Raw genomic sequence first — 24837 nt, forward strand, 5'->3', positions numbered from 1 at the left:
CACCTTGAATCCCGACGAGCCCCAGGCCCGCGCCTCGCTGCCGGTGACGCCACCTGTCCCTGAGGACATCCTTCCGCGTCCGCTCGGCCGCTACGAGCTGGTGCGTCGGGTCGGCTCCGGCAGCATGGGCGTCGTCTACGCCGCGCTCGATCGCGACAGCGGCCGCACCATCGCGGTCAAGACCCTGCACCAGCTCGACCCGGGCGCGCTGTTCCGCCTCAAGAACGAGTTCCGCAGCGCCGCCGGCCTGTCGCACCCCAACCTCGTCAGCCTCCACCAGCTCGTCTCGCACGACGACGAGTGGTTCATCACCATGGAGTTCGTCGACGGCGTCAGCTTCGTCGACCATGTCCGTCAGGGCATGTCCGAAAAGCCAGGCGCTGCGCCGCCGCCGGAGCGCCTGCGCCCGGCCCTGCTGCAGCTAGCCGCCGGCGTCAGCGCCCTGCACGCCGCCGGCAAGCTGCACCGCGACCTCAAGTCGTCGAACGTGCTGGTGACCGCCGATGGCCGCGTCGTCATCCTCGACTTCGGCCTCGCCGCCGACGACGTCGCCGAGGGCGGCGAGGACGGCCTGCTCGGCACGCCGGCGACGATGGCGCCGGAGCAGGCCGCCGGCAACCCGGCCTCGCCCGCGAGCGACTGGTACGCGATCGGCGTCATGCTCTACGAGGCGCTCACCGGCCGCCTGCCGTTCACCGGCCCGCCGCTCGCGATCCTCCACGCCAAGCAGCACGAAGATCCGGCCCCGCCGCAGGCGCTCGTGCCCGACGTCGATCCGGAGCTGGCGACCCTGTGCGTGGGCCTGCTGCAGCGCGACCCGGCCGCGCGGCTCGGCGGCGCCGACATCCGCGAGGCCCTCGGCGAGGCCCCGCTCGGCCCCACCGAGTCGGGCGCGCGCTTCGTCGGCCGCGACGACCTGCTGTCGGCGATGCGCGACGCCTTCCAGCTCGCGCTCGCCGGCTCGCCGGTGTGCGTGTACGTCCGCGGCCGCTCCGGCATCGGCAAGACCGCGCTCATCGATCGCTTCATCGCCGAGCTGCGCCGCAACGACCGCGCCTTCGTCCTCCAGGGCCGCTGCTACGAGCGCGAGAGCGTGCCGTACAAGGCCTTCGACAGCGTCCTCGACGCGCTCGCGCAGCACCTCCGCCACCTCCCGCAGGAGGAGGCCGCGGCCCTGCTGCCGCGCGAGATCCACGAGCTCACGCGGCTGTTCCCCGTCCTCGCGCGCGCCCCCGTGGTCGCCGATCTGCCGCAGCGCAACTTCGTCGCCCCCGACCCGCAAGAGGCACGGCGTCGGGCCTTCCGCGGGCTCAAGGAGCTGCTGGCGCGGATCGCCGATCGCCGCCCCCTGGTGCTGCGGATCGCCGATCTCCAGTGGGGCGACGAGGACAGCGCGCGCCTGCTCGCCGAGCTGCTGTCGCCGCCCGATCCGCCGGCGATGCTCTTCATCGGCTCGTACCGCATCGACGAGGACGACGCGCCGATGCTCCGCGAGCTGCGGCGGCTCGGCGCGCGGCCCGAGCTCAAGGCTCTGGTGCGCGACCTGCTGGTCGAGCCGCTCTCGCCCGATCAGGCCGAGGAGCTCGCGCTGGCCCGGCTCGGCCGTGACAGCGACAGCGCCCGCGCCGAGGCGCGCCGGATCGCCGCCGAGTCGGGCGGCAACCCGCTGTTCGTCGAGGAGCTCGCGCGCCACATCGCCGGTCACCGCGGCGCCGCGCCGGCCGAGGTCTCGCTCGACGCGGTCGTGCGCACTCGCCTCGCCGGCCTGCGCGCCGCGGGTCGCAGCCTGCTCGAGATCGTCGCCATCGCCGGGCGGCCGATCCCGCCGAGCCTCGCGTTCACGGCCTCGGGCGTCACCGATCGCTCGGTCCTCGGCGAGCTGCAGGCGCAGCACCTGCTGCGCACTCTGGCCTCGCGCAGCGGCGACACCGTCGAGTGCTATCACGACCGGATCCGCGACACCGTGCTGGCGCAGCTCGACGGCGAGCGCCAGGCGCAGCTGCACCGCACCCTCGCCGACGCGCTCGCGCAGTCGGCCGACGACCCCGAGCTGCTGGCGCACCACCTCCACGCCGCCGGCGCCTTGAAGGAGGCGCACGCCGCCGCCGTCGCCGCCGCCGAGCGGGCCGCCGCCGCGCTCGCGTTCTACCGCGCCGCCCAGCTGTACGGCCGCGCCCTCGCGTGGGCGCCCGACCTCCCGGACGACGAGCGCCGCGCCCTCCTCCGCCGTCGCGCCGACGCGCTCGCGCTGGCCGGTCGCAGCGCCGAGGCGGCCCCGGTCTACGCCAGCGCCGCCGAGGGCGCCTCGCCGGCCGAATCACTCGAGCTGCGCCGCCGCGCCGGCGAGCAGTTCCTCGTCAGCGGCAACATCGACCAGGGCGTGCGGATGCTGCGCCCCGCGCTGGTCGAGGTCGACCTCGGCTACCCGGCCACGCCGGGCCGCGCCAACATGTCGATCATCACCCGCTCCACGCAGCTCAGCTTGCGCGGGCTCGGCTTCGCCGCGGTGCGCGAGGAGCAGGTCCCGCCGGCCGATCTGCTGCGCCTCGACGTGTGCCTGTCGGCGGCCGTCGGCCTCGCCTTCGTCGATCCGATCCGCGGCTACAGCTTCTACCAGCGCGGCCTCCTCCTGGCCCTTCAGACAGGTGAGCCGCAGCGCATCGCCCGCGCGCTCGCCGGCGTCGGCGCCATGATCATGAGCCGCGGCACCGCCAACGCCGTCAGCCGCGGCACCACCCTGCTCAAGGAGGCGCGCCGCCTCGCCGAACAGATCTCGGAGCCGCGCCTCATCGGCCTGTGCGAGATCGTCGACGCCATCGCCGCCGTCTCGCTCGGCCGCTGGCGCCGCGCGCTCGAGCACTGCGAGCAGGGCGCCCAGATCCTGCTCGACCGCTGCGTCGGCGTCGGCTGGGAGCTCGACCTCGCCCGCATGAGCACGATGCGCGGCCTGTTCATGCTCGGCGAGCTGGCCGAGCTCGGCCACCGCGCCCACGCCTGGCTGCGCGAGTCGGAGGACGCCGGCGATCTGTGCGGCGAGGTCTGGTCGGCCCTCTACAGCGCCTACGCTCTGCTCGGCGCCGACGACATCACCAGCGCCCGCGACCGCGTGCGCGGGGCGATGCGCCGCTGGTCGAAGGAGGGCTTCCACTTCCAGCACATGCTCGCGCTGCTCCTCGAGACCTCGTGCGACCTGTACCAAGGGCAAGGTGGCTCGGCCTGGCAGCGTCTGGCCGAGAACTGGGTCGCCGTCGAGAACTCGTACATCTTCGGCTGGCAGGGCCAGCGGATCCTCTTCCTCCACGCGCGGGGCCTCGCCGCCGTCGCGGCCGCGCGCGAGCAGCCGCACAACGCCGGCGTCCTGCTCGCCGCCGCCGAACGCGACGCCGCGCAGCTCGAGGAGGACCGCGCGCTGCGCCACGACTCCGTCGCCATGGCCGCGCTGATCCGGGCCGGCATCGCCGCACAGAACGGCGACATCCAGCAGGCGCTCGTCCGCCTCGAGGCCGCCGCCGCCAGCTTCGACACCGCCGACATGCCGGTCCACGCCGCCTGCGCCCGTCGCCGCCGCGGCGAGCTGCTGGGTCCCAGCGGCGCCACGTTGATCGCCCAGGCCGACCAGTACCTCGCCTCGCGGGCCATCCTCCGCCCCGCGCAGTGGAGCGCGATGTACAACGGCAGCGCGCCCACCTGACGCGCGGCCGCATCGACCGCGCGACTCGTCTGCCTCCGCCGCATCGCGCCTCCGCGGGCTCTCCTCACCGCGGCGCTCGCCGACGATGAACCCCGCAGCTCGGCTCGCTCGCACCGGCCCGTCCGCCGGCCGCGACCGACCAGCGTGAGCTCCGCAGCCCGACCGGCGTGAGCTCCGCAGCCCGACCGGCGTGAGCCCCGCACCGCCGCGCATCGGCCCGCGCGAGGCCCTGGCCGACGCGTGTGACCTCGCGCCCGCGGCGCCCGCCTTGCCGCGCGCGACAGTGCGCCACTATCCTGCGCGCGCTCGCCATGGATCTCACGCTCGGCACTCCTCTGTCTCCCTCGTCCACACGGCTGCTCCTGCTCGGCTCGGGCGAACTCGGCCGCGAGGTTGCGATCGAAGCCATGCGCCTCGGCGTCGAGGTCATCGCGTGCGACCGCTACGCCAACGCTCCGGCGATGCAGGTCGCGCACCGCAGCCACGTGTTCGACATGCAGGACCGCGACGCGGTGCGGGCCGTCGTCGCCCGCGAGAAGCCCCACTACATCGTCCCCGAGATCGAGGCCATCGCCACCGACGCGCTGGTCGAGCTCGAGAGCGAGGGCTGGGCAGTCATCCCGACCGCGCGGGCCACCCGGCTCACCATGGACCGCGAGGGCATCCGCCGCCTCGCCGCCGAGCAGCTCGGCCTGCCGACCAGCCCGTACGCCTTCGCCGACACGCGCGAGGAGGTCGAGGCCGCGGTCCAGCGCCTCGGCCTGCCGTGCGTGATCAAGCCCGTCATGTCGAGCTCGGGCAAGGGTCAGAGCACCGTGCGCACCGCCGCCGACGTCGCCGTCGCGTGGGAGTACGCGCTGTCGGGCGCCCGCGGCCGCTCGGCCCGCGTCATCGTCGAGGGCTTCGTCCCGTTCGACTACGAGATCACGCTGCTCACGATCCGCACGCGCCACGAGGGCACCCTGTTCTGCCCGCCGATCGGCCACCGGCAGGAGCGCGGCGACTACATGGAGTCGTGGCAGCCGCACGCGATGGCGCCGCAGGCCCTCGCCCGCGCGCAGGAGATCGCCGCCGCAGTCACCGAGGCGCTCGGCGGCGCCGGCCTGTTCGGCGTCGAGCTGTTCGTCGTCGGCGACGACGTCATCTTCAGCGAGGTCAGCCCGCGCCCGCACGACACCGGCATGGTCACCATGATCACGCAGGATCAGAGCGAGTTCGAGCTGCACGTGCGCGCGATCCTCGGCCTCCCGATCGGCCAGGTCATCCTCCGCGCGCCCGGGGCCTCCGCCGTGGTCCTGGCCGATCGGCCAGGCACCAACCCGCGCTTTACCGGCGTCGGCAAGGCGCTCGCCGACCCGCGCACCAAGATCCGCCTGTTCAGCAAGCCCGACACCCGCAAGTACCGGCGCATGGGCGTCGTCCTGGCCTACGGCGACGACGTCGCCGAGTGCCGCGCCCGCGCCGAAGCAGCCGCCGCCGAGATCCGCGTGGTCGTCGACGCCGGCTGAGCATTGCGACTTCGGGACATGTCACTCGCTACATGTCTCATGCGGCATGTCTTTATCGACATGTCGCATGGTCCATCCGCGTTCTCTCTGAGGATCGCCGTTGGCGGCCGCACTCTCGGCGACGCCAGACGAGCGACTGCTTGCGATCGGACATGTCGTCACGACATGTCCCAGAAGCCATGAGAGCGAGTCCGCCGTGGCTCGCCCCAGCGGCCGCGCTCGGAGGAAGAGCGGCTCACTGGTCGAACAGCTCGAGCAGCGTGCGCAGCCCCGGCGAGCCGGGTGCCTGTGGCTTCTCGGCCAGCGCGCGGCGGATCTCGAGGTGCGCCGCCGGCAGGATCGACTGCAGCTGCTCGAGCGCCTTCGAATCGTCGCTCTGGGCCGCTGCCACCTTCGCCCGCACCCGCTCGCTCCCGGGCCTCGCGAGCCGCTGGCCGACGTCCCACGCAGTCACCACCGCGCCTGCTCCGAGGGACATGTCCCCGAGTTCATCGTGGCGCAGCTTCGCCGGTCGCCCGCTCGCCAGCACGTCCAGCCGGCCCAGAGTAAACCGCTGCCCCGCCTGCAGCTCCGACGCCCGGCCCGCGCGCAGCAGCGTCACGCCCGCGTCGACCACGGTCAGAGACAGCGTCGCCTCGACCGTCCACGTCCCCGCGTCGATCTGCGGATAGTGCCCCTTCGCCGCCGCCAGCAGCCCCTTCGGCACCTTCAAGCCCGAGTAGCCGACCGGCGGGGCTGCCTTGCTGCGCCACGCAGTGAACTCGATCGGCCCCGTCTCGAACTGGCCCTTCAGCAGCGCCTCGCAGGCCCGCAGGTGCCGCTCGATCCGCCCGAAAAGCTCCGCCCGCTCCGATGCGCTCACCGGCAGCGGCGCCGCCCGGCGCCACACGTAGCCCGCCAGCCCCGCGTGGTAGAGCGGCAGCGCCTCCATGCTGCTCAGCAGCGCCTGCAGCTCCGCGATCGTCTCGCTGCCGCCTGCCTTGCGCGCCTCCACGTGCGCCCGCCAGCGGCTGCGAAACGCCTCGCCCTCGGCGCCGCCGGCCGCGTCGGCCAGCGCCTCGAGGGCGGACGCGACCTGCAGCCACCGCGGGTCCTGGGCCGGCGTCGCCTCCGGCACCGGCACCAGCGCCAGCGCGAACCGCTTGCCCGGCCCGACGGCGAACCCGTCGTCCGCGACGAGCCGCGCCCACCTGCCCAGCGCCGCCTCGTCGGCCAGCGGGAATGCGTCGGGCCCGAGCGTCGGCGTCGTCCCCGAGCTCTCCGGAGCATTTGCCCCTTGGGACATGTCCTCTTCGACCTGCTGCGATGGACCTGCCCCAACCGACATGTCCTGAGAGCCCGGCACAGCCCCCTGCCCGTCCGGCTCCTCGCGCCCGCGCAGCCGGTCGGCGCAGCCCTGCACGAACACGATCAGCAGCGCGAGCAGCCGGATCGCCGGCGCCGCCGTGCTCGACAGCAGCGCCACGTGACCCCGACGCCAGCGGAGCACCACCGCCGCGGCCAGCGCGAGCGCCACCGCGAACGAGCCCAGGTCGAGCCACCAGCGCCTCACACCGCCTCCTTGCGGCAGGCGCCGAACGCCTGCTCGCGGCACGGGTTGCCGTTGCGGGCCTGCAGCCAGCACTCGTGGCCGTCCGAGCACTCGCGGTGGCCGGCGCTGCGGAAGCGCGTGAAGCCGCGGGTCCAGATGTCACGCAGCGGCCGGTCGCGCACGTTGCCCTCCGACTCGCGCAGGTCGGTGGTGGTGCACGGAAGCACCTCGCCGGTCGCCCCGACGACGCAGGAGATCCGGCCGGCCCCGCACAGGAACGGCTGGTCGCGGTAGAAGCGATCGTCGGCGCCGGCGCTGCCCCACTCGTTGCACAGCTCGACGTGGAACAGCCCGCGCTTGCGGCGGGCGAACGCGGCCACGCGGCGCAGCTGCTCCGGCGTCGGACACAGCGCGGTGTGCTCGGCGCCGCGGCCCTCCGGAGCGAAGAGATGGAGGCCCCACGAATCGGCCCCCGAGGCTGCGACGATCGGGAACAGGTCGGCCAGGCGGTCGGCGTTCTCGCGCGTCACGGTCGTCCCCGCCACCACCTCCGGACAGCCGCACTCCTTGAGCGTGCGGATAGCAGCCAGCGCCGCCGCGTGGCTGCCCTGGCGCCCGCGGAACAGGTCGTGCTGCCGCTGCTCGCCGTCGAGGCTGATCGCCGCCAGAGTCGGCGGGTGGCGTTCGAACAGCGACCTGAACTTGGGGACATGTCCCCCGTGCGTGTGCATCGCCCACTCGAGCCCCTGCGCCCGCGCGTGCGCTACGATCTCGGCGATGTCGCGGCGCAGCAACAGCTCCCCGCCCGCGATCACGAAGGTCGGCCGGCCGAGCGCCACCAGCTCGTCGACCACCAGACGGATCGCCTCCTGCGTCGTCAGCTCGCCCTCGGCCCGCTTGCCCGCGCCGGAGTAGCAGTGCGGACAGCGGAGGTCGCACATCGCAGTGGCGATCCACTGCACCGCGAGCGGCCGGCGGACCAGTCGGAGCGCGTGCAGCAGCCGCGTCTCGGTCTCCCAGACCTCGGGCGCGGCGCGAGCATACAGACGGTGGAGCAGGCCCATGCCCGCGAGGATAGCCTCACACCGCCGCGCGCGCGCGGGCGTGGGCGATCGCGCGGAAGCTCGGATCGTCGCGGCGGAACGCCAGCGTGGCCAGGAGCGCCAGCGCCCACAGCACCGCGATGTGGAGGAACATCGTCTCGCCGCCGTAGTGCTTGAACAAAAAGCCCGACACCAGCGGCCCCGCGAGCGTGCCGAGCCCGTACGAGCCGTTCAGCAGCGCGTTGCTGCGGCTGAAGTCGCGCGGGTCGACGATGAGGCTCTGCAGCGCCAGGCTCATCGGCCAGATCGGCGCCAGCGAGGCGCCCGCGAGCAGCACCGCGACCGCGACCAGCCAGAGCGTCGGCAGGTAGACCAGCGACGCCGTCAACACCACCCCGAGCCCCACCAGCGAGCGCACCGTCTTGAGGTGGCCGTAGCGATCGCCGAGACGGCCGACGAACACCACGCTGGCGGCCATGCCGATCGAGAAGAACGCCACCAAGAAGACGGTATCTTCTTCCTTGACCCCGCGAGAGTTGATCAAGAACAGAGGAAGGAACAGCACCATCGACGCCTGGAAGTAGCCGTAACAGAACGTCGGGATGCAGGCCGTCTTGATCCGCCAGTACAGCTTCAGGATCGGCGGATGACGTTCGATGGCGGCCTCGGGTCTCGGGGCTTCGTCCGCGTGCTCGTGTCCATGACCACTACCGGTGATCGGCTGGATGTCGCGGTCCAGGAACACGTAGGCGATCAGCGCCGCCAGCGAGGCGAACAGCCCCGCTGCCACGAACACCATCGGCATCGGATAGATCAGCATCACGATCCACCCGATCACCGCACCGAGGGCGTAGCCGGTCGACATCGAGATCGTGTAGAGGCTGGTGATGAGCCCGCGATGCGCGGTCGTCGTGCGCATCAGCAACACGGTCTCGAGGCTCACCCACACGCCGACCGAAAAAGCGCCGTCGAACCCGCGCGCCGCTCCCAGCCCGAGCAGTGTGGCGAGGAACGGGAAGATCGCGGTGGCCGTCGCGTATCCGAGGAGCCCGAGCGACAAGATCATCCGCGGCGCGAAGCGCTGGATCGCCTTGCCCATCGGCACCGAGAAGAGGGCGATACCCGCGGCGAAGAACATCGCCAACACGCCGATCGTCTGCGTATCGATGCCGCGGACCTTGTTCAGGTAGACGGCCACGACCGCGGTCACCATCCCGTAGGCCGTCCCGGTCATCGCGCACACCACGTACGCCGCGCGGATGTTCGAGTCGCGCAGCTCGGTGTGCCAGAGCTGTTGCAGCTCGTTGCGGACCTTGGACCACTGCCCTGCGGGCGTGGGGGGCGAGACCGTCGTCGTCATCGTGGGGGGACGCGATGATCGGGCCCGGCCCCGCGAAAAACCAGTCCCCTCCCGCGTGCGCTTGCGTGATTCTGCGCGGCTTCGCGCTCACTCCTTGTCGCGGACCGTGTCGCCGCTGCAGGACTTGGTCACGTCGAGCGGCAGCATCGCAGGGTCTTCGAGGCGCACTGCGGCGAAGGTCGAGCCCTTCAGGGTGGACATGAGGGGGCTCATCAAATCGCCCTCGATTTCGCCGCAGAAGAAATCCTCGTCGATGATGGTGGCGATCATCCTGAGCGTCGCCTCGATGTCGCCGCCGGTCACCGGGTTGGCCATGCCGGTCACCTTCACCACGCCGGCGTCGATGTCGAACTTGCCGTCGACGATCGGGATGTCTTCGTAACACAGCGGGTCGCCGATCGGCTCGCGCGGCACGTTGACCTTGCCCGCCGTGAGGCTGAGCGGCTGCAGGCAGGCGGCGAGGAAGGTGTTGCCCATCTCGTCGGTGGTCAGCGTATTGGTGGCGATGAACTGCAGCGGCAGGTCGCGGGCGATGACCGTCGACACTGCCAGCAGGAAGTCGCCGCTGATGTCCGCCTGGGCGGGCATCACGTCCGGGGGCGGCGGCGGCATGAAGTCGCGGTCGTCCTTGGTGTTGTCGAGGAATTCGTTGAACTTGGCCTCGGAGTCGGGGCACCCCGCCATGAGCGGCACCAGCAGCGACAGACCGAGCACCGAGCCGGGGACCCGAGGGCCGAACACGCGGCGGACAGAAAACGATCGGGACATCCTGCGCATCACTCTGCCGTGCATTTTGTCCGCCGTAAAGCAGTGACCTCGGTGTAAAGTGGCGCCGGTTTGTCGCCGTACGAGGTCACCTTCATGTCGCTCGCTCGTCATGCGTCTCGCTCGCGCACCCTCTTCGCCTGTGGCCTGTTGACCGCCGCGCTCGTCGGCGCGAACGAGGCCCGGGCATCCGGCCTCAGCACCGCTCGATTCGGCGGCGAGCATGGCCACGTGACCACCGACAACCCGACTGCGATCTACTACAACCCCGCGGGTATCGCGCTGAAGCCCGGTACGCGGATCTTCGTCGACGGCAGCTTCGCGGCGCGCTGGGTCAGCTACGACCGACCGGAGTCGGCCATCAGCAGCGAGACCGGCACGCCCGAGGGGGCCACCGACGCCAACGCCGGCGTCGCCAAGCTGTCCAACTTCATCGCCGGCCCGTTCGCCGGCGCCAGCTCGGACTTCGGCACCAAGTTCTTCTCGGCCGGCGCCGCGGTGTACTTCCCGTTCGGCGGCCAGTCGACGTGGAAGCCCAACGAGAAGTACCGCGGCAGCCAGGACTACCCGGGCGCGGTCGACGGCGTGCAGCGCTGGCACACCATCGACGGCAAGTTGCGCTCGATGTACATCACCGGCGCGGTCGCCTTCAACATCGCCAAGATCGGCCTGTCGATCGGTCTGTCCGGCAGCGCCATCCGCAGCGAGGTCGACACCATCCGGGCCCGCAACGCCGACGGCACCGACGACCTCGTGCAGTCCAACGGCCACCTCCAGGAGGGCCGCAGCTGGCTCAAGGCATCGGGCTGGCAGGGCAGCTTCGGCATCGGCGCGATCTGGAACTGGCGCGACAAGCTGTGGATCGGCGCCTCGTACACCAGCCGGCCCAACATCACCGGCAACATGACGCTGAAGGGCGAACTCAGCAACGCCCTCGCGGACGCCCCCGTGTCCCCCGCGACGCCGATCGAGCTGCAGCAGCGCCTGCCCGACATCGTCCGCTTCGGCTTCCGCGTCCGCCCGGTCCCCAAGCTCGAGCTGCGCCTGTTCGGCGACTTCACCAACTGGAAGGTGATGGACAAGCAGTGCGTCCTCGACGCCAGCAAGGCCGACCGCCAGTGCGACTTCGCCAACGCCGACACCGCGCTCACCAACCCTGAAGGGTACGGCGGCGACACTCCGAACGACAACGTCAAGGCCGTCACCCAGAACCTCCCGCGCTTCTGGAAGCCGGCCGGCGGCGTCCGCTTCGGCGCGAGCTACTGGGTGATCGAGGCCGTCGAGCTGTACGCCGGCCTCGGCTTCGACTCGACCGCCGTCCCGGTCCAGACCATCGAGCCCGCCCTGCTCGACTCCAACAAGATGACCTTCTCCCTCGGCGGCCGGTTCCGCCTGCACCAGCGCCTCCACCTCGGCTTGACCTTCACCGACATCGCCTACTTCAAGGTCGACACCAAGGGCCGGAACGTCCTCAACAAGTTCCAGGCGCCGACGAAGGCCGCCAGCGCCGACGGCATCTACAAGCAGAACATCTTCCTGACCAACCTGTACCTCGACGTGAACTTCTGAGCTGACGCAGGAGACATGTCCCTGGGACCAGCATGATCATCTGGCTCTCGGGACATGCCCCTCGAGCCAGGTGCACATCGGCCGGCCCTCGGGACATGTGAGCACTCGTCCGAGGCGTCGCCGGCGAGCTCAGTGCTGCGCCTGCATTTCGCCCCCGCTGCGGAACAGCTTGCGGTACGTCATCGGCGACGTGCCCATCACCTGCGCGAAGCGGTTGCGCAGCGTCGACGCGGCCGCGAAGCCGACGTCGCCGGCGATCTCCTCGAGCGACAAGGAGGTCGCCTCGAGCAGCTGCTGGGCCCGGGCGATCCGGGCGGTGAGCACCCACTTCAGCGGGGTCGTCCCGGTCTGCTCGCGGAACCGCCGGCTCAGCGTCCGCGTGCTCATCCGGGCCCTGCGCGCCAGCGTCGGCAGCGTCAGGTCGTCGCGCAGGTGACGGTTCATCCAGTCGAGCAGCGGCGCCAGGCTGCTGGTCGAGGTCGGCGGCTCGTGGACGATGTACTGCGCCTGGCCGCCGCTGCGCTCGAGCGGGACGACGGCGAGCCGCGAGGCGTGAGCGGCCACCGCGGCCCCGTGATCGCTGCGCAGCATGTGCAGGCACAGGTCCATCCCGGCGGCCCCGCCGGCCGAGGTCAAGATCCGCCCGTTGTCGACGAACAACACGTTCGGATCGACGGTGAGCGTCGGGTAACGCCGGGCGAGTAAGCCGGCGGCGATCCAGTGCGTCGTCACCCGCAGGCCGTCGAGCAGCCCGGCCTCCGCCAGCACGAACGCGCCGCTGCAGATCGATGCGACCCGCGCCCGTCGCCGCGCCGCTGCCCGCAGCGCTTCGAGCACCGCCGGCGAGAACGGCCGCGTCGGCTCCATCACGCCGGGCACGATCACGGTGTGCGCCCGCGCCAGATCGGCCAGCCCCCAGCGCAGCGCCAGCTGAAACGCCCCGGCGTCGACGCTCCGGGTCTCGCCGCACACGCGCACCTCGTACGGCCGCGCGCCCCCGGGCACCTCGGCGCGCCCGAACACCTCGCACGGCATCGTCAGGTCGAACGCGACCACCCCCGGCAAGGCCAGCACCGCGACCACGTGCGGACGCAAGGTCATGCTCCACGCTCGCACTCCCGGCTGCGGCCGGGCAAGTGGCGAAAACGCCAAGAAGTGCTCACTTCTCGCCACCCGCGTCCGGCGTCACCGATCGCCGTGGCGGATGTCCCGGTCAGCACATGTCCTCAAGGACATCTCATCTCACTGAAGTAAAGATCCTGGCGCTCGGCTCACCGAGCGCAGACCTCGCTCGCTCACGTCCGCATGCTGGCTGCCGCGTCCTCCTCTCGAGACAGCACCAGCACCGACGCCCGCGGCGAGGATCGCCCGGACGCGAGACGAAGGTCACCGACGGCGCGCCGCGATCGACCGCCGAGTCGTACGACGGCCTGCCAGCGGACCGAGCCGGCGCCCTGCCCTCGCGCGCCCGCGCCTGGCGCTCTCGCGTTTCGCCGCGCGCGGGCTTAGCCTTGGCGCATGACCCCACTCGACGAACTCGCGGCGCTGCTGCGTCCGGCAGGCGGCGGGCTCTTCCTCGTCTCGACCGGGCGCGCGGAGCAGCTGGCGATGCAGCGCCGGATCTACGGCGCCGACGACGAGGCCGGCGTCGACGCGGCGTTTCGCCGCAACCTCGCCGCGATCGTCGACGCGCGCGTCGTCATCCTCGGCTGTCCCTCCGACGTCGGCGCCGGCTTCCTGCGCGGCGCCAACGTCGGCCCGCAGGCGATCCGCACCGGCCTCCTCGCCAGCGACACCGACTGGCCGGGGCGAGCCGCCGCTGCCGGCGTGCTCGACATCGGCGACGTGTTCGTCATCCCGCAGTTGCTCCACGACGACATGCTGAGCGCCGGCCAGCTCGCCGCCAGCCGGCGCGCGCTCTACGGCCACCTGCCCGAAGAGACAGCCGCGACTTTGCCGGTCTCGCCGCTGTCGATCGCCGAGCGCGCGCTCGACCTCGTCTACCAGCTCAACCCCGCCATCGTTCCGGTCGTCCTCGGCGGCGACCACTCCAACGCCTGGCCCGTGGCCGCCAACCTCGCCCGGCACCGCCGCGATCGCTGGGCGATCGTCCAGCCCGACGCCCACACCGACCTCCTCGCCGAGCGGCTCGGCATCAAGATCTGCTTCGCCACCTGGTCCTACCACGCCAACGAGCTGCTCGGCCGCGACGGCCGGCTCGTGCAGGTCGGCGTGCGCGCGTCGCGACACGACCGCGGCCACTGGGAGCAGGGCCTCGGCGTGCGCCAGTTCTGGGCCGAGGAGGTCAAGGCCGACCCCGCCGGCACGATCGCCGCCATCGTCGCCCACCTCAAGGGCCTCGGCGTCACCTCGGTCTACTTCTCCAACGACATCGACGGCACCGACTCGCACTGGGCCGACGCCGCCGGCACGCCCGAGCCCGACGGCCTCGAGCCCGACTTCGTGGTCGAGCTGATCCGCGCTCTCGGCCGCGAGGTCGGCCTGTGCGCCGCCGACGTCGTCGAGGTCGCCCCGCCGCTCGCCCGCGACGGCGGCAAGCAGACCGTCGCGCTCGCGGTCCGCTACCTGCGCGAGAGCCTGGCCGCGATCGCCGGCCCCAGCCTCGCGCCCTGAGCTGCCGGCTGTCCGCGAGGACAGCCGCACCTGTTCGAGAGGACAGCCTGCGCGGCGCTACGCCGCGCCTGCCCTTTCGGACAGCCTCAGCCCGCGCGGCCCTGCTGCAGCTCGGCGATCCGCTTCTTCGCCACGTTGTTGCTGAAGTCCGAGCAGCAGTCCATGCGGATGTAGGTCGACCACTCGTCGATCGCCTTCTGCGTCTCGCCCTTCGCCTCGTAGACCTGGGCCGCGCCGGCGTGGGCCGTCTTGTCGCCCTGGTACTTGATCATCGCCTTGGCGTAGGTCGTGAGCGCCTCGTCGAGCTTGCCCTGCTCGCGTAGCACGTCGCCGAGCTCGCTGTACACGAACTTGACCGCCTCGTCGTTCTTGATGACCTCGCGGAACACCGCCTCGGCCTGCTCGAACTGCTTCGCGCGGCGCAGCGCCTGGCCCTGGTGGAGCCCGTAGTTGCCGTTGTCGGGGTCGAGCTGCGCCGCCTTGCCCCACGACGCGGCCGCGTCGGCGTCTTTTTCGCTCTTCTCGAGCGCCGCGGCGCGGGTCGCGTGGTAGTCGGCCACGTCGCCCTTGGCGGCGATCGCCTTGTCGATCAGCTCGATCGCCTTGGCCGGGTCCTTGTCGCCGTACAGCCGCACCTTCGCCAGCAGCGCCTGCGCCTCCGGATTGCTGGGCTCGACCTCGAGCACGCGCTTCAGCATGTTCTCGGCCTCTTGCCACTTCTCGTCGTTGACGCGCGCGGCCGCGTTGGCGAGGTCCTTCTTCATCTGGGCCGCCTGCTCGGCCGGATCGACCGCGGGCGTGGAGTTGCACGCCGGTGCGAGGGCCGAGGCGGCAGTCAGGACGACGGTCAGGGCGCAGGCGGCAAAACGGGGCACAGAGGGACCTCCAGCGACTTCGGTATCACGCGGCGGCCCGCCGGCACAAGGGCGGCCGCTCGCCTGCCGGCCCGGGCCGCGCGCGTCCTTCGATCGCTCGCTCGCGGACCCCTCGCGCCGGTGGCCGTTTTGGCGCGCGGATGATACGCTGGCCGCCTTCCGAGGCCGATGTCCGGACGCGACTCCCACTCCGAAGACCCGCGCGGGCCCCGGCCGCTGCACCCGCACGTCGAGCTCGCCGAGCCGCCCGACGACCCCGGCTTGGAGCTTGGCGCCGACATCGCCGATCCCGGCCTCTCGGGGTTGTTGCGCCGCGGGGTCAAGGCCGCGATCGCGCGCTGGGCCGTGCTCCGACGACCCGCCGCCGAGTGGCCGCGCCCGCAGGACGAGGCCCGCCACGCCTGGGACGGCCGGCCGCACTTCGCCGAGGAGTTCGTGTTCGTCGGCGTGCAGCCCGAGCTCGCCGTGCTCGCGCGCCTCGAGTGGTTGCCGGACCGCGACGCGCACCGCGTCTGGCTCACCCTCTTCACGCCCACAGCGATCTACTGCCTCCCCGGCGGCCAGGCCCTGCTGCGCGGCGACGGCGAGCGCGGCTGGTCCGTGGGCGGCCTCGGCTTCGACTGCGTCGAGCCGCTGCGCACCTGGACCCTGCGCTACCGCGGCACCTTGCACGTCCACGACCCGCGCGGCCGGCCGGTGCGCCCCGCCGGCGACGCCCCCGCCGAGTCGATCGAGGCCCGCATCGACCTCACCTTCCTCGCCGGCCTCTTGCCGTTCGTCCCCGGCACCGACGACGACCCCGACCTGCTCGCGCGTCAGCTCGGCGCTGCCGCGTGGGACACCCGCTTGCTCCGCGCAGTGCGCCGCCACCCGCTCCGCGGCTACGTCCAGGCCGGCGATCTTCACGGCACGATCACCCTCGGTAGCGACCTGCGGGCTTTCGGCGGCGCTGCCCTGCGCGTCCACAATTGGGGCGTGCGTGACTGGGGCGCCAGCGACGCCGCCATGCAGTGCTTCGCCACTCTCGGCCCGCTGCGGACGTGGGTGCACACCGCCCGCTTCCCGTGGGTGAGCCTGTCCGGCGGCTTCGTCCAGCGGCCCGGCGGCGTCGTCCCTATCCGCGACCTCGGGGTCACGCAGGAGCGCCGCCCCGGCCGCGCGCCCGCTCGCACCGGCCTCGCCGTCGAGGCCCCCGGCGGCCCGCTCGCCCTCGAGGCCGAGACCGTCGCCGAGCTCCCGCTCGACATGGACGGCCGCGGCCACCTCGACATCGCCCTCGTGCGCGTCCACGCCCGCGGCGAACGCCCGCCCGCCCGCGCCGAGGGCCCCCGCCTCGTCAGCGGCCCCGCGCGCCCGCACGAGGAGCCGCACGGCTGGGGCCTCTGCTTCACCCAACGCCGCCTGCTCCCGCGCCCCACGCCGCGCACCGGCTGATCTGTCCGTTCGGGCATGTCCTCTGGACCACGCCTCGGCACGGCCTCTTTTTTCACCCGGCGCAGCCTGCTCCGCGCACCGGATGGCATGTCCATTCAGGCATGTCCGATGAACCATGCCTCATCAAGCATGTCTTATCGAACATGCCCAAGAGAGCATGTTCTCAAGCGCATGCCATCGCCCCCTGCATCGCTCCGGCGCGCGCGTCGCCTCGCGCGCCTCCTCGGTCGCGTCGCCGCGTCACGCCCCCACGGAACACCACGGCCGTCGTGCCCGCACGCCTCACGCGGCCAACCTGCTAATCGCTGCGCTCAGCCGGCCTGCTCGTCGAGCTCGTCGGCGAACGCCTCGGCCGTCTCTGCGTCGGCCGGCGCCTCCATGTCGGGCGCGTCGGTGCGGACGAAGTCCAGCGGACCGAGCCCGCCGTAGCGGATCTCGCCGGTCAGCGCGGAGCTCTCGCGGTTAATCAGCACGTAGCCGCCGCCGCGACCGCCACGGCCGTCCTGCCAGTGAAACGTCACCAGGTTGCTCGGCTGCATCGCCCCGCCTTCGGGCGGCGTGGCCCGGATCTGGCGCAGGTTGGCGACGTAGCGGATGAGCCCGTCCTCGCTGGTGAAGCGGCCGTAGTAGCGATCGCTCGCCAGCCGCTGGATCGTCAGCGTGCCGAAGATGCCCGCGCTCTCGCCGACCCACTCGCCGGTGAAGTCGCTGACCCCCTCCGGATAGACCTCGCCGGAGGGCGGCGTCACGTCGACCACGTCCGTGGCCAGCGCGCCGTTCGGCTTGCAGCCGCCGGCGAGCGCGAGCAGGAGCGCGGCGCGAAGGAGGCGAGCCATACGAGGGATGGTGGATACCTCTCGGCCCGATCCGACGCGGTTCGCTGCTTCCGCAGCGGTGGCAAAAGTCACACGTTCTGGCCGCGCAGGGGCGCCGGAAACGCACGAGCGTCGCGCCGACGACCTGACTACAATCCCGCCCGGCGATGGGCGCACGATTCACCACGATGTCCGCGCGGGCCTTCGGCCTCGTCGTCGGCATCGCCGTCGCCGGCGCCTCGCTGCCCGTCCACGCGCAGGGCCCGAGCGCCCCCGCCACGGCCCCCGCGCCTGCGCCTACGCCCGAGTCCAAGCCCGCGCCTGCGCAGGACGCGAGCAAGCAAGATCCCCCCGCCCCCGACGGCAAGGAGCCTGTCCCGCAGACCCAGCCGGTCACCGCCCCGCCCCCGGCCGGGCAGGCCGAGCTGGTGGCTCCGCCGAACAACGTGTCCCAAAGCGCAGGTCTCGGCAGCACCGTGGCCACCACCGACCCCGAGGCCAAGCGGGCCAAGGCCGAGCTCGAGGGCACCGCCCTGCGCGACAAGCCGGCCGACGGCGTGCCCGAGCGTCTGCCGCCGCTGCAGCGGGCCGGCTGGTGGTGTGTGTTCGGCGGCTTCGCCCTCGCCTCGACCGGCGGCGTGTTCGCCGGCCTGGCCGAGACCGAGGAGGACAAGGCCGCGCGGCTCATCGCCCAGCTCGATCCGGAGACCGGCGCCTCCCTGCAGTACGCCGACGTCAAGGGCGAGTACGACGACATCCTCGCCCGCGGCCGCCGCGACGCAGTGCTCGCCCGCAGCTTCCTCGCCGCCGGCGGCGTCGTGCTCGCCGCCGCCATCGGCCTGTTCATCGCCGACCGCGTCAAGCGCCGGCCCACCCGCGTGCAGGCCGGCCTCGGCGGGCTCCAGGTGCGCTTCTAGATGGCCGAAGGAACAGGACCCATGCGCCATGTCGCGAAAGCCATGTTGTGCGGCCTGCTGTTCGGGTCCGCCGCGCTGTCGGCCTGCTTCAACGCGCCCAGCGATCCGGTGCAGTTCTCCTGCGAGCCCGACGACGCGGCCGAGTGTCCGGCCGGCTACGAGTGCCGGATCGACGGCTGCTGCCACCGCGAGGACACGCCCGACGACGACTCCGTGGGTGCGTGCAAGCTCGGCGCCACCGGCGCGAACTCCGGCGATCCGCCGCCCCCGCCCGCGCAGACGACCACCGGGACCAGCACCGACAGCGACGGCACGGCCAGCGCGACCGACGCCACGGGCGTGACCACCACGACCGGCGCAACTTCCACCGGCGGCGACGACACCGGCGACACCACCTCCTGAAGCCACGGGCGGCGCCTCCGCCCCACCGCACGCGCCGGGCCTGCCTCACGGCGCCTCGCCCTCACGGCGCACGCACCAGCCTCCCGGCCCCCTGGGCCATGAACTTTGCTTCACGGCCCACAGGGCCACTTGCACCCGGGCGCCTCTGGCCCGATCTCATGGAGCCCCCTCGCGGGGCTCTTGCTACGCGGCCCACCGGGCCGCTAACCGCGGGCTCGCGGGCCCGCAGCGACACGGGGACGATCGTGGGACTCAAGGACCTCTTCAGCAGCGCGGGTCGCAGCAAGAGCAAGCTCGACAAGCACATCAAGACCGTCCAGAACCAGTACGCGCAGTCGGCCGACCGCTACTACGCGATGGAGCAGCTGCTGGAGATGGCCGAGATCCCGGCGATCGTCGGCCTGATGAAGCGGTTCACGATGAACGCCAGCAAGTCGATCGAGGACGAGGAGGAGAAGGGCTGGCTGTACAAGCGCCTGCTCGGCCTCCCGCTCGACACCGTGCTGCCGGCGGCCAAGGAGTTCTGCCTCCAGAGCGACAACATCGCCTGGGTCTTGCGCGTGGTCGAGGAGCTGGCGAGCAAGCAGCAGGAGTGGGACATCCTGGACGCGCTGCTGGCCCACCACCCGCCGGGCTACGAGCGCGACCCGAGCGCCAAGCTGCAGCTGCTCACGCACCTGCAGGAGATCGACGACGCGCGCGTGCCCGACATCCTCGCCGGCTACCTCGAAGACCCGGACGAGGGCGTGCGCTTCTTCGCGGTCGAGGCGCTGCTCGACATCGGCGAGCCGCGCTCGCTCGGCCCGCTGATCGCTCGCCTCGGCGACCCGGCCGAGGACTCGCTGCGCCTGCGCACCCGGATCCTCACCGGCCTCGCGCGCCTCGGCTGGGACGTCAGCGCCCACCGCGACGTCATCAACAAGGCCATCGGCAACGACCACACCTTCGACGGCACCCACATCAAGGAGCGCTGATAAAGCCATGCCGCGCCGCAACGACTTGCGTCGGATCGTCGTCCTCGGCTCGGGCCCGATCGTCATCGGTCAGGCCTGCGAGTTCGACTATTCGGGCACCCAGGCCACCAAGGCCCTGCGTGAAGAGGGCTACGAGGTCGTCCTCATCAACTCGAACCCGGCGACGATCATGACCGACCCCGATCTCGCCGATCGGACCTACGTCGAGCCGCTGACGCCGGAGTTCCTCGAGCGCGTGCTCAAGGCCGAGCGGCCGCAGGCGGTGCTGCCGACGGTCGGCGGGCAGACCGCGCTGAACCTCGCCATCGAGGCCGGCAAGCGCGGGATCCTGGCCAAGTACGGCGTCGAGCTGATCGGCGCCGACCTCGACGCCATCGAGCGCGCCGAGGACCGCGACAAGTTCAAGGCGTCGATGAAGAAGATCGGCCTCGACGTCCCGCGCAGCTTCTACTGCCACTCGGTGGCCGAGGCATGGGCGGCGCTCGAGCAGATCGGCTTCCCCACCATCATCCGCGCCAGCTTCACCCTCGGCGGCAGCGGGGCGGCCATCTCCTACAACCGCGACGAGTTCGAGGCCCACGTCCAGCACGCCCTGGCCGAGAGCATGCGCGGCGAGATCCTGATCGAGGAGTCGGTGCTCGGCTGGAAGGAGTACGAGCTCGAGGTCATGCGCGACGCGAAGGACAACTTCGTCGTCATCTGCTCGATCGAGAACCTCGACCCGATGGGCGTCCACACCGGCGACAGCATCACCATCGCCCCGGCGCAGACGCTGACCGACAAGGAGTACCAGCGCATGCGCGACGCGGCGCGCGCGGTGGTCACCGAGATCGGCGTGTCGACCGGCGGCTGCAACATCCAGTTCGCCGTCGACCCCAGGACCGGGCGTCAGATCGTCATCGAGATGAACCCTCGCGTGTCGCGCTCGTCGGCGCTGGCGTCGAAGGCCACCGGCTTCCCGATCGCCAAGTTCGCCGCCAAGCTGGCCGTCGGCTACACGCTCGACGAGCTGCAGAACGACATCACCCGCGCCACCCCGGCCAGCTTCGAGCCGAGCATCGACTACGTCGTCACCAAGATCCCGCGCTTCGCCTTCGAGAAGTTCGCCGGCACCGACGAGACCCTGACGATCCAGATGAAGTCGGTCGGCGAGGTCATGGCGATCGGCCGCACCTTCCGCGAGTCGCTCGGCAAGGCCATGTGCGGCCTCGAGACCGGCACCCACGGCTTCGACCTGCCGCTCGACGGCGACGGCCCGGCCGCCGCCGAGGCCCCGCTCGGGCGGCCGCACCCGCAGCGCCTGTGGCACGTCGGCAACGCCCTGCGCGCCGGCGTCTCCCTCGATCGCGTGCACGAGCTGACCCGCATCGACCCGTGGTTCCTCGCCCAGATCCAGGCCGTCCTCGGCGTCGAGGCCGAGGTCCAGAGCGCCCCGCCCGGCCCGCTCGGCGCCGCCCTGCTGGCCCGGGCCAAGCGCTCCGGCCTGTCCGACCGCCGCCTGGCCCAGGTCCGCGGCGTCCCCGAGGGCGAGCTCCGGGCCGAGCGCGAGGCCGCCGGCCTGCGCCCGGTCTACAAGCGCATCGACACCTGCGCCGCCGAGTTCGCCGCCGGCACCCCGTACCTCTACTCGACCTACGAGGAGGAGGACGAGGCCGAGGTCACCGCGCGCAAGAAGGTCGTCATCCTCGGCGGCGGGCCCAACCGGATCGGCCAGGGCATCGAGTTCGACTACTGCTGCGTCCACGCCAGCTTCGCCCTGCGCGAGGCCGGCTACGAGACGATCATGGTCAACTGCAACCCCGAGACCGTCTCGACCGACTACGACACCAGCGACCGCCTGTACTTCGAGCCATTGACCGCGGAACATGTCCTCGAGGTCCTGGCCCATGAGTCAGCCCGCGGCGAGATCGTCGGCGTGCTGGTGCAGTTCGGCGGCCAGACCCCGCTGCGCCTCGCCGCCGAGATCGAGCGGGCCGGCTACAAGCTGCTCGGCACCTCGGCCGAGGCGATCGACCTCGCCGAGGACCGCGGCCGCTTCGGCGAGCTGCTGCAGCGCCTCGGCGTCCGCTGCCCGCGCTGGGGCGTCGCCCGCTCGCCCGACGAGGCGCGCGGGATCGCCGAGCGGATCGGCTTCCCCGTGCTCGTGCGCCCGAGCTACGTCCTCGGCGGCCGGGCCATGCGCGTCGTCTACGACCGCGCCGAGCTCGACGAGTACATGCGCACCGCGGTGCTGGCCTCGCCCGACCACCCGGTGCTGGTCGACGAGTTCCTTCACAACGCCGCCGAGTTCGACGTCGACGCCGTCGCCGACGGCAAGGACGTCGTCATCGCCGGGGTGATGGAGCACATCGAGGAGGCCGGGGTCCACTCCGGCGACTCCGGCTGCTCGCTGCCGCCGGTGCTGGCTCCGCCGGGGGTGCTGGCGGAGATCCGGCGCACCACCGTCGCGCTCGCGCGCGAGCTCGGCGTGGTCGGCCTGATGAACGTCCAGTTCGCCCGCCAGGGCGACGACGTGTACGTGCTCGAGGTCAACCCCCGCGCCAGCCGCACCGTCCCGTTCGTCGCCAAGGCCACCGGCGTCCCGTTCGCCAAGATCGCGGCGCGCGTGGCCGCCGGTGAGCCGCTGGCGCCGATGGGCCTGCAGGAGCGCATGCCGGCCCAGGTCAGCGTCAAGGTCTCGGTGTTCCCCTTCCACAAGTTCCCGGGCGTCGACACCATCCTCGGCCCGGAGATGCGCAGCACCGGCGAGGTCATGGGCGTCGCGGCCGACTTCGGAGCCGCGTTTTACAAGGGCCTGCTGGCGGCCGGCGTGGTCCTCCCGCAGTCGGGCCGGGTCTTCGTCAGCGTCCGCGACGACGACAAGGACCTCGTCATGCCGGTCGTCCGCCACCTGATCGACCTCGGCTTCGGCATCGTCGCCACCCGCGGCACCGCCGTCGCCATCCGGGCCGCCGGCCTCGATTGCGAGCTCATCAACAAGGTCAAGGAAGGCCGCCCGCACATCGTCGACGCGCTGGTCAACGGCACCATCGCCATGGTCATCAACACGACCGTCGGCTTGCAGTCCATCCGCGACAGCTTCAGCATCCGCCGCACCTCGCTGATGCAGAAGATCCCGCACTTTACGACGATCTCCGCGGCGATGGCCGCGGCGCGCGCGATCCAGGCGGTGCGCAGCGGCGAAAAAACGCTCGTCGCCCGCACCCTGCAAGACTATCATCGAGAGACCGCGCCCCAGTCCGCGACGCAGGACACGCCATGACCGAGCAGAAGATCCCGATGACCCCCGCCGGGTACGCCAAGCTGCGCGCTGAGCTCAAGCAGATCAAGGAAGTCGATCGGCCCGAGAACGTCCGAGACATCGAGACCGCGCTCGGCCACGGCGACCTGCGCGAGAACGCCGAGTACCACGCCGCCAAGGAGCGCCAGGCCCAGCTCGACGGCCGCATGCGCTACCTCGAGTCGCGGATCGGCATGGCCCAGGTCATCGACCCCGAGACCGTCAAGGAGAACAAGGTCACCTTCGGCGCCACGGTGACGATGCTCGACCTCGAGAACGACCAGAAGGTCGTCTACCAGATCGTCGGCGAGGACGAGTCCGACGCCACCCACGGCAAGATCTCGCTCGGCGCCCCGATCGCCCGGGCGATGCTCGGCAAGCGCGTCGGCGACGAGGTCCTGGTCAAGCTGCCCAAGGGCGACCGCGAGTACGAGGTCGTCCGCGTCGAATACAAGGCCATCTCGTGACGCTGCCCCGTCCGCGCCAGACCTTCGCCTCCGGCGTCGCCCTGGCCATGCTGTTCGCGCTCGCGGGCTGTCGGCCCAAGGCCGGCGACCCGTGCCGCTGCGCGAGCGACTGCGGCATCGGCCTCGAGTGTTACGCCGAGGGCGAGAAGATCCTGTCGGGCGACGCCTGCTTCAAGCCGGGCGTCATCGGCCAGTGCGTCGTCTCCGAGAGCGTCGACACCGACTCCGCCGGCCCCGGCCTGCCCGACATGCCGATCCGCGACGACCTCCCGTCCAAGCGCGACATCGCCGGCCCGGGCAGCAACAGCCTCAGCGAGAGCGCGAGCGGCCCGACCGACGGCTCGGCCACCGCCTCGTCGATGACCGGCACGACCACCGACGGCACCGCCACCGACAGCACGGCGACCGACGGCACCGCCACCGACACCACGACCACCTCGTCGACCACGGACACGACCACCACGTCGACGACCGACACGACCACGACCTCGAGCACCACGGACTCGTCCACCACGAGCACCTCGACCGACTCGACGACGACGACCACGGGCTCGACCACCGACTCGACCAGCTCGACCAGCTCCGGGAGCTCGTCGGGATGACGGAGGCCGAGGCCCACTGGCTGTGGCGCCTCGACGCGGACGCCTGGATGCGGTCCGCCCTGAGCGAGCTCGAGGCTGGCGCCGACCACGTCGCCGTCCGCCGCACCGCCCTCACCCACGCCCGCCGGGCCGCCGGGATGGCCCTCAACGCCGTCCTGGTCGCCTGGGCGCGCGCCCAGGGCACCCCGGACGCCCTCGCCGCGGCCGAGTCACGCTGGGGCCGCAGCTATGTCGACCACCTGCGCCTGCTCGGCGACAGCGGCCCCGAGAACCAGGTCCCGCTCGAAGCCCGGGCCGCCGAGGCCGCGCGCGCGCTCATGGCGATCCCCGTCGCCATCACCGCCGGTTCCGCCGGCACCGAGGTCCTCGTCCAGCTCCACCGCGGCCCCAACCAGGCGGCGCAGCAGGGCCTCGACCACGCCCGCGCCCTCGTCCACGCCTGCACGACCGCCATCGCCGACCTGCGAACCGCCGCCCTGTAGCGACCGCTCGCAAGCCCAGAGCCTGGGCCACGCGCCGTCGCTCGGAGCGCTCGTCTGGCCGACGCGCGAACGCTCGCCGACGCTCGCTCGACCGCGCGAGGCAACGCCCTCATCGACGCCCGCTCGACGCGCGAGCGCAAGCCCTCTCCGACACTCGCTGGACGCGCGGGCGCATCAACCTCGTCGACGCTCGCTCGACCGCGCGAGCGCAGGCCCTCGTCGACGCTCGTTGGACGCGCGGGCGCATCGTCCGCTTCGGCGCTCGCTCGACCGCGCGAGCACAACGCCTTCATCGCCACTCACTCCGGCGCGAGCACACCTTCCTCGTCGACGCACGCTGAGCGCGCGAGCGCGAGCGCTCATCGCCACTCGGGCGCGAGCGCGAGCTCTCATCGCCACTCACTCAAGCTCGAGAGCTCTCCACTCGAGCTCGAGCACTCGCCTTTCATCGCCGCTCACGCGAGCGCGAGCGCATCGTCTCGTCCGCA

The 24837-nt window shown here is 72.0% G+C and carries 19 protein-coding genes; 12 read left to right on the forward strand and 7 right to left on the reverse strand.

Annotated elements, in window-relative coordinates; genetic code table 11:
• Nucleotides 1-4: 4 nt before the first annotated feature.
• A complete protein-coding gene (locus OV090_RS29760) occupies nucleotides 5-3691 on the forward strand; it encodes a serine/threonine-protein kinase (RefSeq protein ID WP_267708021.1) in 3687 nt (1228 codons plus the stop codon).
• A 311-nt stretch (nucleotides 3692-4002) separates the two neighbouring features.
• Nucleotides 4003-5199, forward strand: a complete 1197-nt coding sequence (purT, locus tag OV090_RS29765; protein ID WP_267708022.1) for a formate-dependent phosphoribosylglycinamide formyltransferase — start codon at nucleotides 4003-4005, stop codon at nucleotides 5197-5199.
• A 235-nt stretch (nucleotides 5200-5434) separates the two neighbouring features.
• On the opposite strand, the gene OV090_RS29770 is transcribed toward purT, so the two are convergent.
• The 4 genes from OV090_RS29770 to OV090_RS29785 form a co-directional block, all read right to left on the reverse strand.
• Nucleotides 5435-6751, reverse strand: a complete 1317-nt coding sequence (locus tag OV090_RS29770) for a hypothetical protein (protein ID WP_267708023.1) — start codon at nucleotides 6749-6751, stop codon at nucleotides 5435-5437.
• Entirely contained in the window at nucleotides 6748-7794 is a 1047-nt protein-coding gene (locus OV090_RS29775) for a radical SAM protein (RefSeq protein ID WP_267708024.1), read from the reverse strand. The genes OV090_RS29770 and OV090_RS29775 overlap by 4 nt, the downstream gene beginning before the upstream one ends.
• A 16-nt stretch (nucleotides 7795-7810) precedes the next feature.
• A complete protein-coding gene (locus tag OV090_RS29780) occupies nucleotides 7811-9133 on the reverse strand; it encodes an MFS transporter (protein WP_267708025.1) in 1323 nt (440 codons plus the stop codon).
• Between the two features lie 87 nt (nucleotides 9134-9220).
• A complete protein-coding gene (locus OV090_RS29785; RefSeq protein ID WP_267708026.1) occupies nucleotides 9221-9874 on the reverse strand; it encodes a hypothetical protein in 654 nt (217 codons plus the stop codon).
• Nucleotides 9875-9994: 120 nt separating this feature from the next.
• Here OV090_RS29785 and OV090_RS29790 point away from each other — a divergent pair, with 120 nt between their 5' ends.
• Entirely contained in the window at nucleotides 9995-11467 is a 1473-nt protein-coding gene (locus OV090_RS29790) for an outer membrane protein transport protein (protein WP_267708027.1), read from the forward strand.
• Nucleotides 11468-11596: 129 nt separating this feature from the next.
• Here the strand turns inward: OV090_RS29790 and OV090_RS29795 are convergent, their stop codons facing one another.
• A complete protein-coding gene (locus OV090_RS29795; RefSeq protein WP_267708028.1) occupies nucleotides 11597-12568 on the reverse strand; it encodes a helix-turn-helix domain-containing protein in 972 nt (323 codons plus the stop codon).
• Nucleotides 12569-12985: 417 nt separating this feature from the next.
• On the opposite strand from OV090_RS29795, the gene OV090_RS29800 reads away from it, so the two are divergent.
• The gene (locus OV090_RS29800; protein WP_267708029.1) at nucleotides 12986-14101 is read left to right on the forward strand and encodes an arginase family protein; all 1116 of its coding nucleotides are present in this window, start codon (nucleotides 12986-12988) and stop codon (nucleotides 14099-14101) included.
• A gap of 86 nt (nucleotides 14102-14187) precedes the next feature.
• Here the strand turns inward: OV090_RS29800 and OV090_RS29805 are convergent, their stop codons facing one another.
• A complete protein-coding gene (locus tag OV090_RS29805; protein ID WP_267708030.1) occupies nucleotides 14188-14976 on the reverse strand; it encodes a tetratricopeptide repeat protein in 789 nt (262 codons plus the stop codon).
• Between the two features lie 168 nt (nucleotides 14977-15144).
• Here OV090_RS29805 and OV090_RS29810 point away from each other — a divergent pair, with 168 nt between their 5' ends.
• Entirely contained in the window at nucleotides 15145-16410 is a 1266-nt protein-coding gene (locus OV090_RS29810) for a hypothetical protein (RefSeq protein WP_267708031.1), read from the forward strand.
• 311 nt (nucleotides 16411-16721) lie between these two features.
• Here OV090_RS29810 and OV090_RS29815 read toward each other — a convergent pair whose 3' ends face one another.
• Nucleotides 16722-17246, reverse strand: a complete 525-nt coding sequence (locus tag OV090_RS29815) for a hypothetical protein (RefSeq protein ID WP_267708032.1) — start codon at nucleotides 17244-17246, stop codon at nucleotides 16722-16724.
• 146 nt (nucleotides 17247-17392) lie between these two features.
• On the opposite strand from OV090_RS29815, the gene OV090_RS29820 reads away from it, so the two are divergent.
• From OV090_RS29820 to OV090_RS29850, 7 genes are all read left to right on the forward strand, one after another.
• Nucleotides 17393-18142, forward strand: a complete 750-nt coding sequence (locus tag OV090_RS29820; protein WP_267708033.1) for a hypothetical protein — start codon at nucleotides 17393-17395, stop codon at nucleotides 18140-18142.
• A 21-nt stretch (nucleotides 18143-18163) separates the two neighbouring features.
• Nucleotides 18164-18544 (forward strand): hypothetical protein, encoded by a 381-nt coding sequence (locus tag OV090_RS29825; RefSeq protein WP_267708034.1) that lies wholly within the window; start codon nucleotides 18164-18166, stop codon nucleotides 18542-18544.
• A 245-nt stretch (nucleotides 18545-18789) separates the two neighbouring features.
• Nucleotides 18790-19518 carry a HEAT repeat domain-containing protein gene (locus OV090_RS29830; RefSeq protein ID WP_267708035.1) on the forward strand — a complete coding sequence of 243 codons (729 nt, stop codon included), beginning with the start codon at nucleotides 18790-18792 and terminating at the stop codon, nucleotides 19516-19518.
• 7 nt (nucleotides 19519-19525) lie between these two features.
• The gene (gene carB, locus OV090_RS29835) at nucleotides 19526-22780 is read left to right on the forward strand and encodes a carbamoyl-phosphate synthase large subunit (RefSeq protein ID WP_267708036.1); all 3255 of its coding nucleotides are present in this window, start codon (nucleotides 19526-19528) and stop codon (nucleotides 22778-22780) included.
• Nucleotides 22777-23265, forward strand: a complete 489-nt coding sequence (greA, locus tag OV090_RS29840) for a transcription elongation factor GreA (RefSeq protein WP_267708037.1) — start codon at nucleotides 22777-22779, stop codon at nucleotides 23263-23265. Before carB ends, greA begins: the two co-directional genes overlap by 4 nt.
• A complete protein-coding gene (locus tag OV090_RS29845; RefSeq protein WP_267708038.1) occupies nucleotides 23262-23867 on the forward strand; it encodes a hypothetical protein in 606 nt (201 codons plus the stop codon). Before greA ends, OV090_RS29845 begins: the two co-directional genes overlap by 4 nt.
• On the forward strand, nucleotides 23864-24349 hold the full coding sequence (locus OV090_RS29850; RefSeq protein WP_267708039.1) for a hypothetical protein: 486 nt from the start codon (nucleotides 23864-23866) through the stop codon (nucleotides 24347-24349). The genes OV090_RS29845 and OV090_RS29850 overlap by 4 nt, the downstream gene beginning before the upstream one ends.
• Nucleotides 24350-24837 lie beyond the last annotated feature (488 nt).

The organism is Nannocystis sp. RBIL2 (assembly GCF_026626745.1).
GTDB lineage: Bacteria > Myxococcota_A > Polyangia > Nannocystales > Nannocystaceae > Nannocystis.

Bases quoted from the DNA above. Each gene is read 5' to 3' on its own strand.
- OV090_RS29815 (WP_267708032.1), bottom strand. From the start codon at position 17,246: ATGGCTCGCCTCCTTCGCGCCGCGCTCCTGCTCGCGCTCGCCGGCGGC.
- OV090_RS29825 (WP_267708034.1), top strand. From the start codon at position 18,164: ATGCGCCATGTCGCGAAAGCCATGTTGTGCGGCCTGCTGTTCGGGTCC.
- purT (WP_267708022.1), top strand. From the start codon at position 4,003: ATGGATCTCACGCTCGGCACTCCTCTGTCTCCCTCGTCCACACGGCTG.
- OV090_RS29775 (WP_267708024.1), bottom strand. From the start codon at position 7,794: ATGGGCCTGCTCCACCGTCTGTATGCTCGCGCCGCGCCCGAGGTCTGG.
- OV090_RS29820 (WP_267708033.1), top strand. From the start codon at position 17,393: ATGGGCGCACGATTCACCACGATGTCCGCGCGGGCCTTCGGCCTCGTC.
- carB (WP_267708036.1), top strand. From the start codon at position 19,526: ATGCCGCGCCGCAACGACTTGCGTCGGATCGTCGTCCTCGGCTCGGGC.
- OV090_RS29850 (WP_267708039.1), top strand. From the start codon at position 23,864: ATGACGGAGGCCGAGGCCCACTGGCTGTGGCGCCTCGACGCGGACGCC.
- greA (WP_267708037.1), top strand. From the start codon at position 22,777: ATGACCGAGCAGAAGATCCCGATGACCCCCGCCGGGTACGCCAAGCTG.
- OV090_RS29795 (WP_267708028.1), bottom strand. From the start codon at position 12,568: ATGACCTTGCGTCCGCACGTGGTCGCGGTGCTGGCCTTGCCGGGGGTG.
- OV090_RS29790 (WP_267708027.1), top strand. From the start codon at position 9,995: ATGTCGCTCGCTCGTCATGCGTCTCGCTCGCGCACCCTCTTCGCCTGT.
- OV090_RS29810 (WP_267708031.1), top strand. From the start codon at position 15,145: ATGTCCGGACGCGACTCCCACTCCGAAGACCCGCGCGGGCCCCGGCCG.
- OV090_RS29800 (WP_267708029.1), top strand. From the start codon at position 12,986: ATGACCCCACTCGACGAACTCGCGGCGCTGCTGCGTCCGGCAGGCGGC.
- OV090_RS29780 (WP_267708025.1), bottom strand. From the start codon at position 9,133: ATGACGACGACGGTCTCGCCCCCCACGCCCGCAGGGCAGTGGTCCAAG.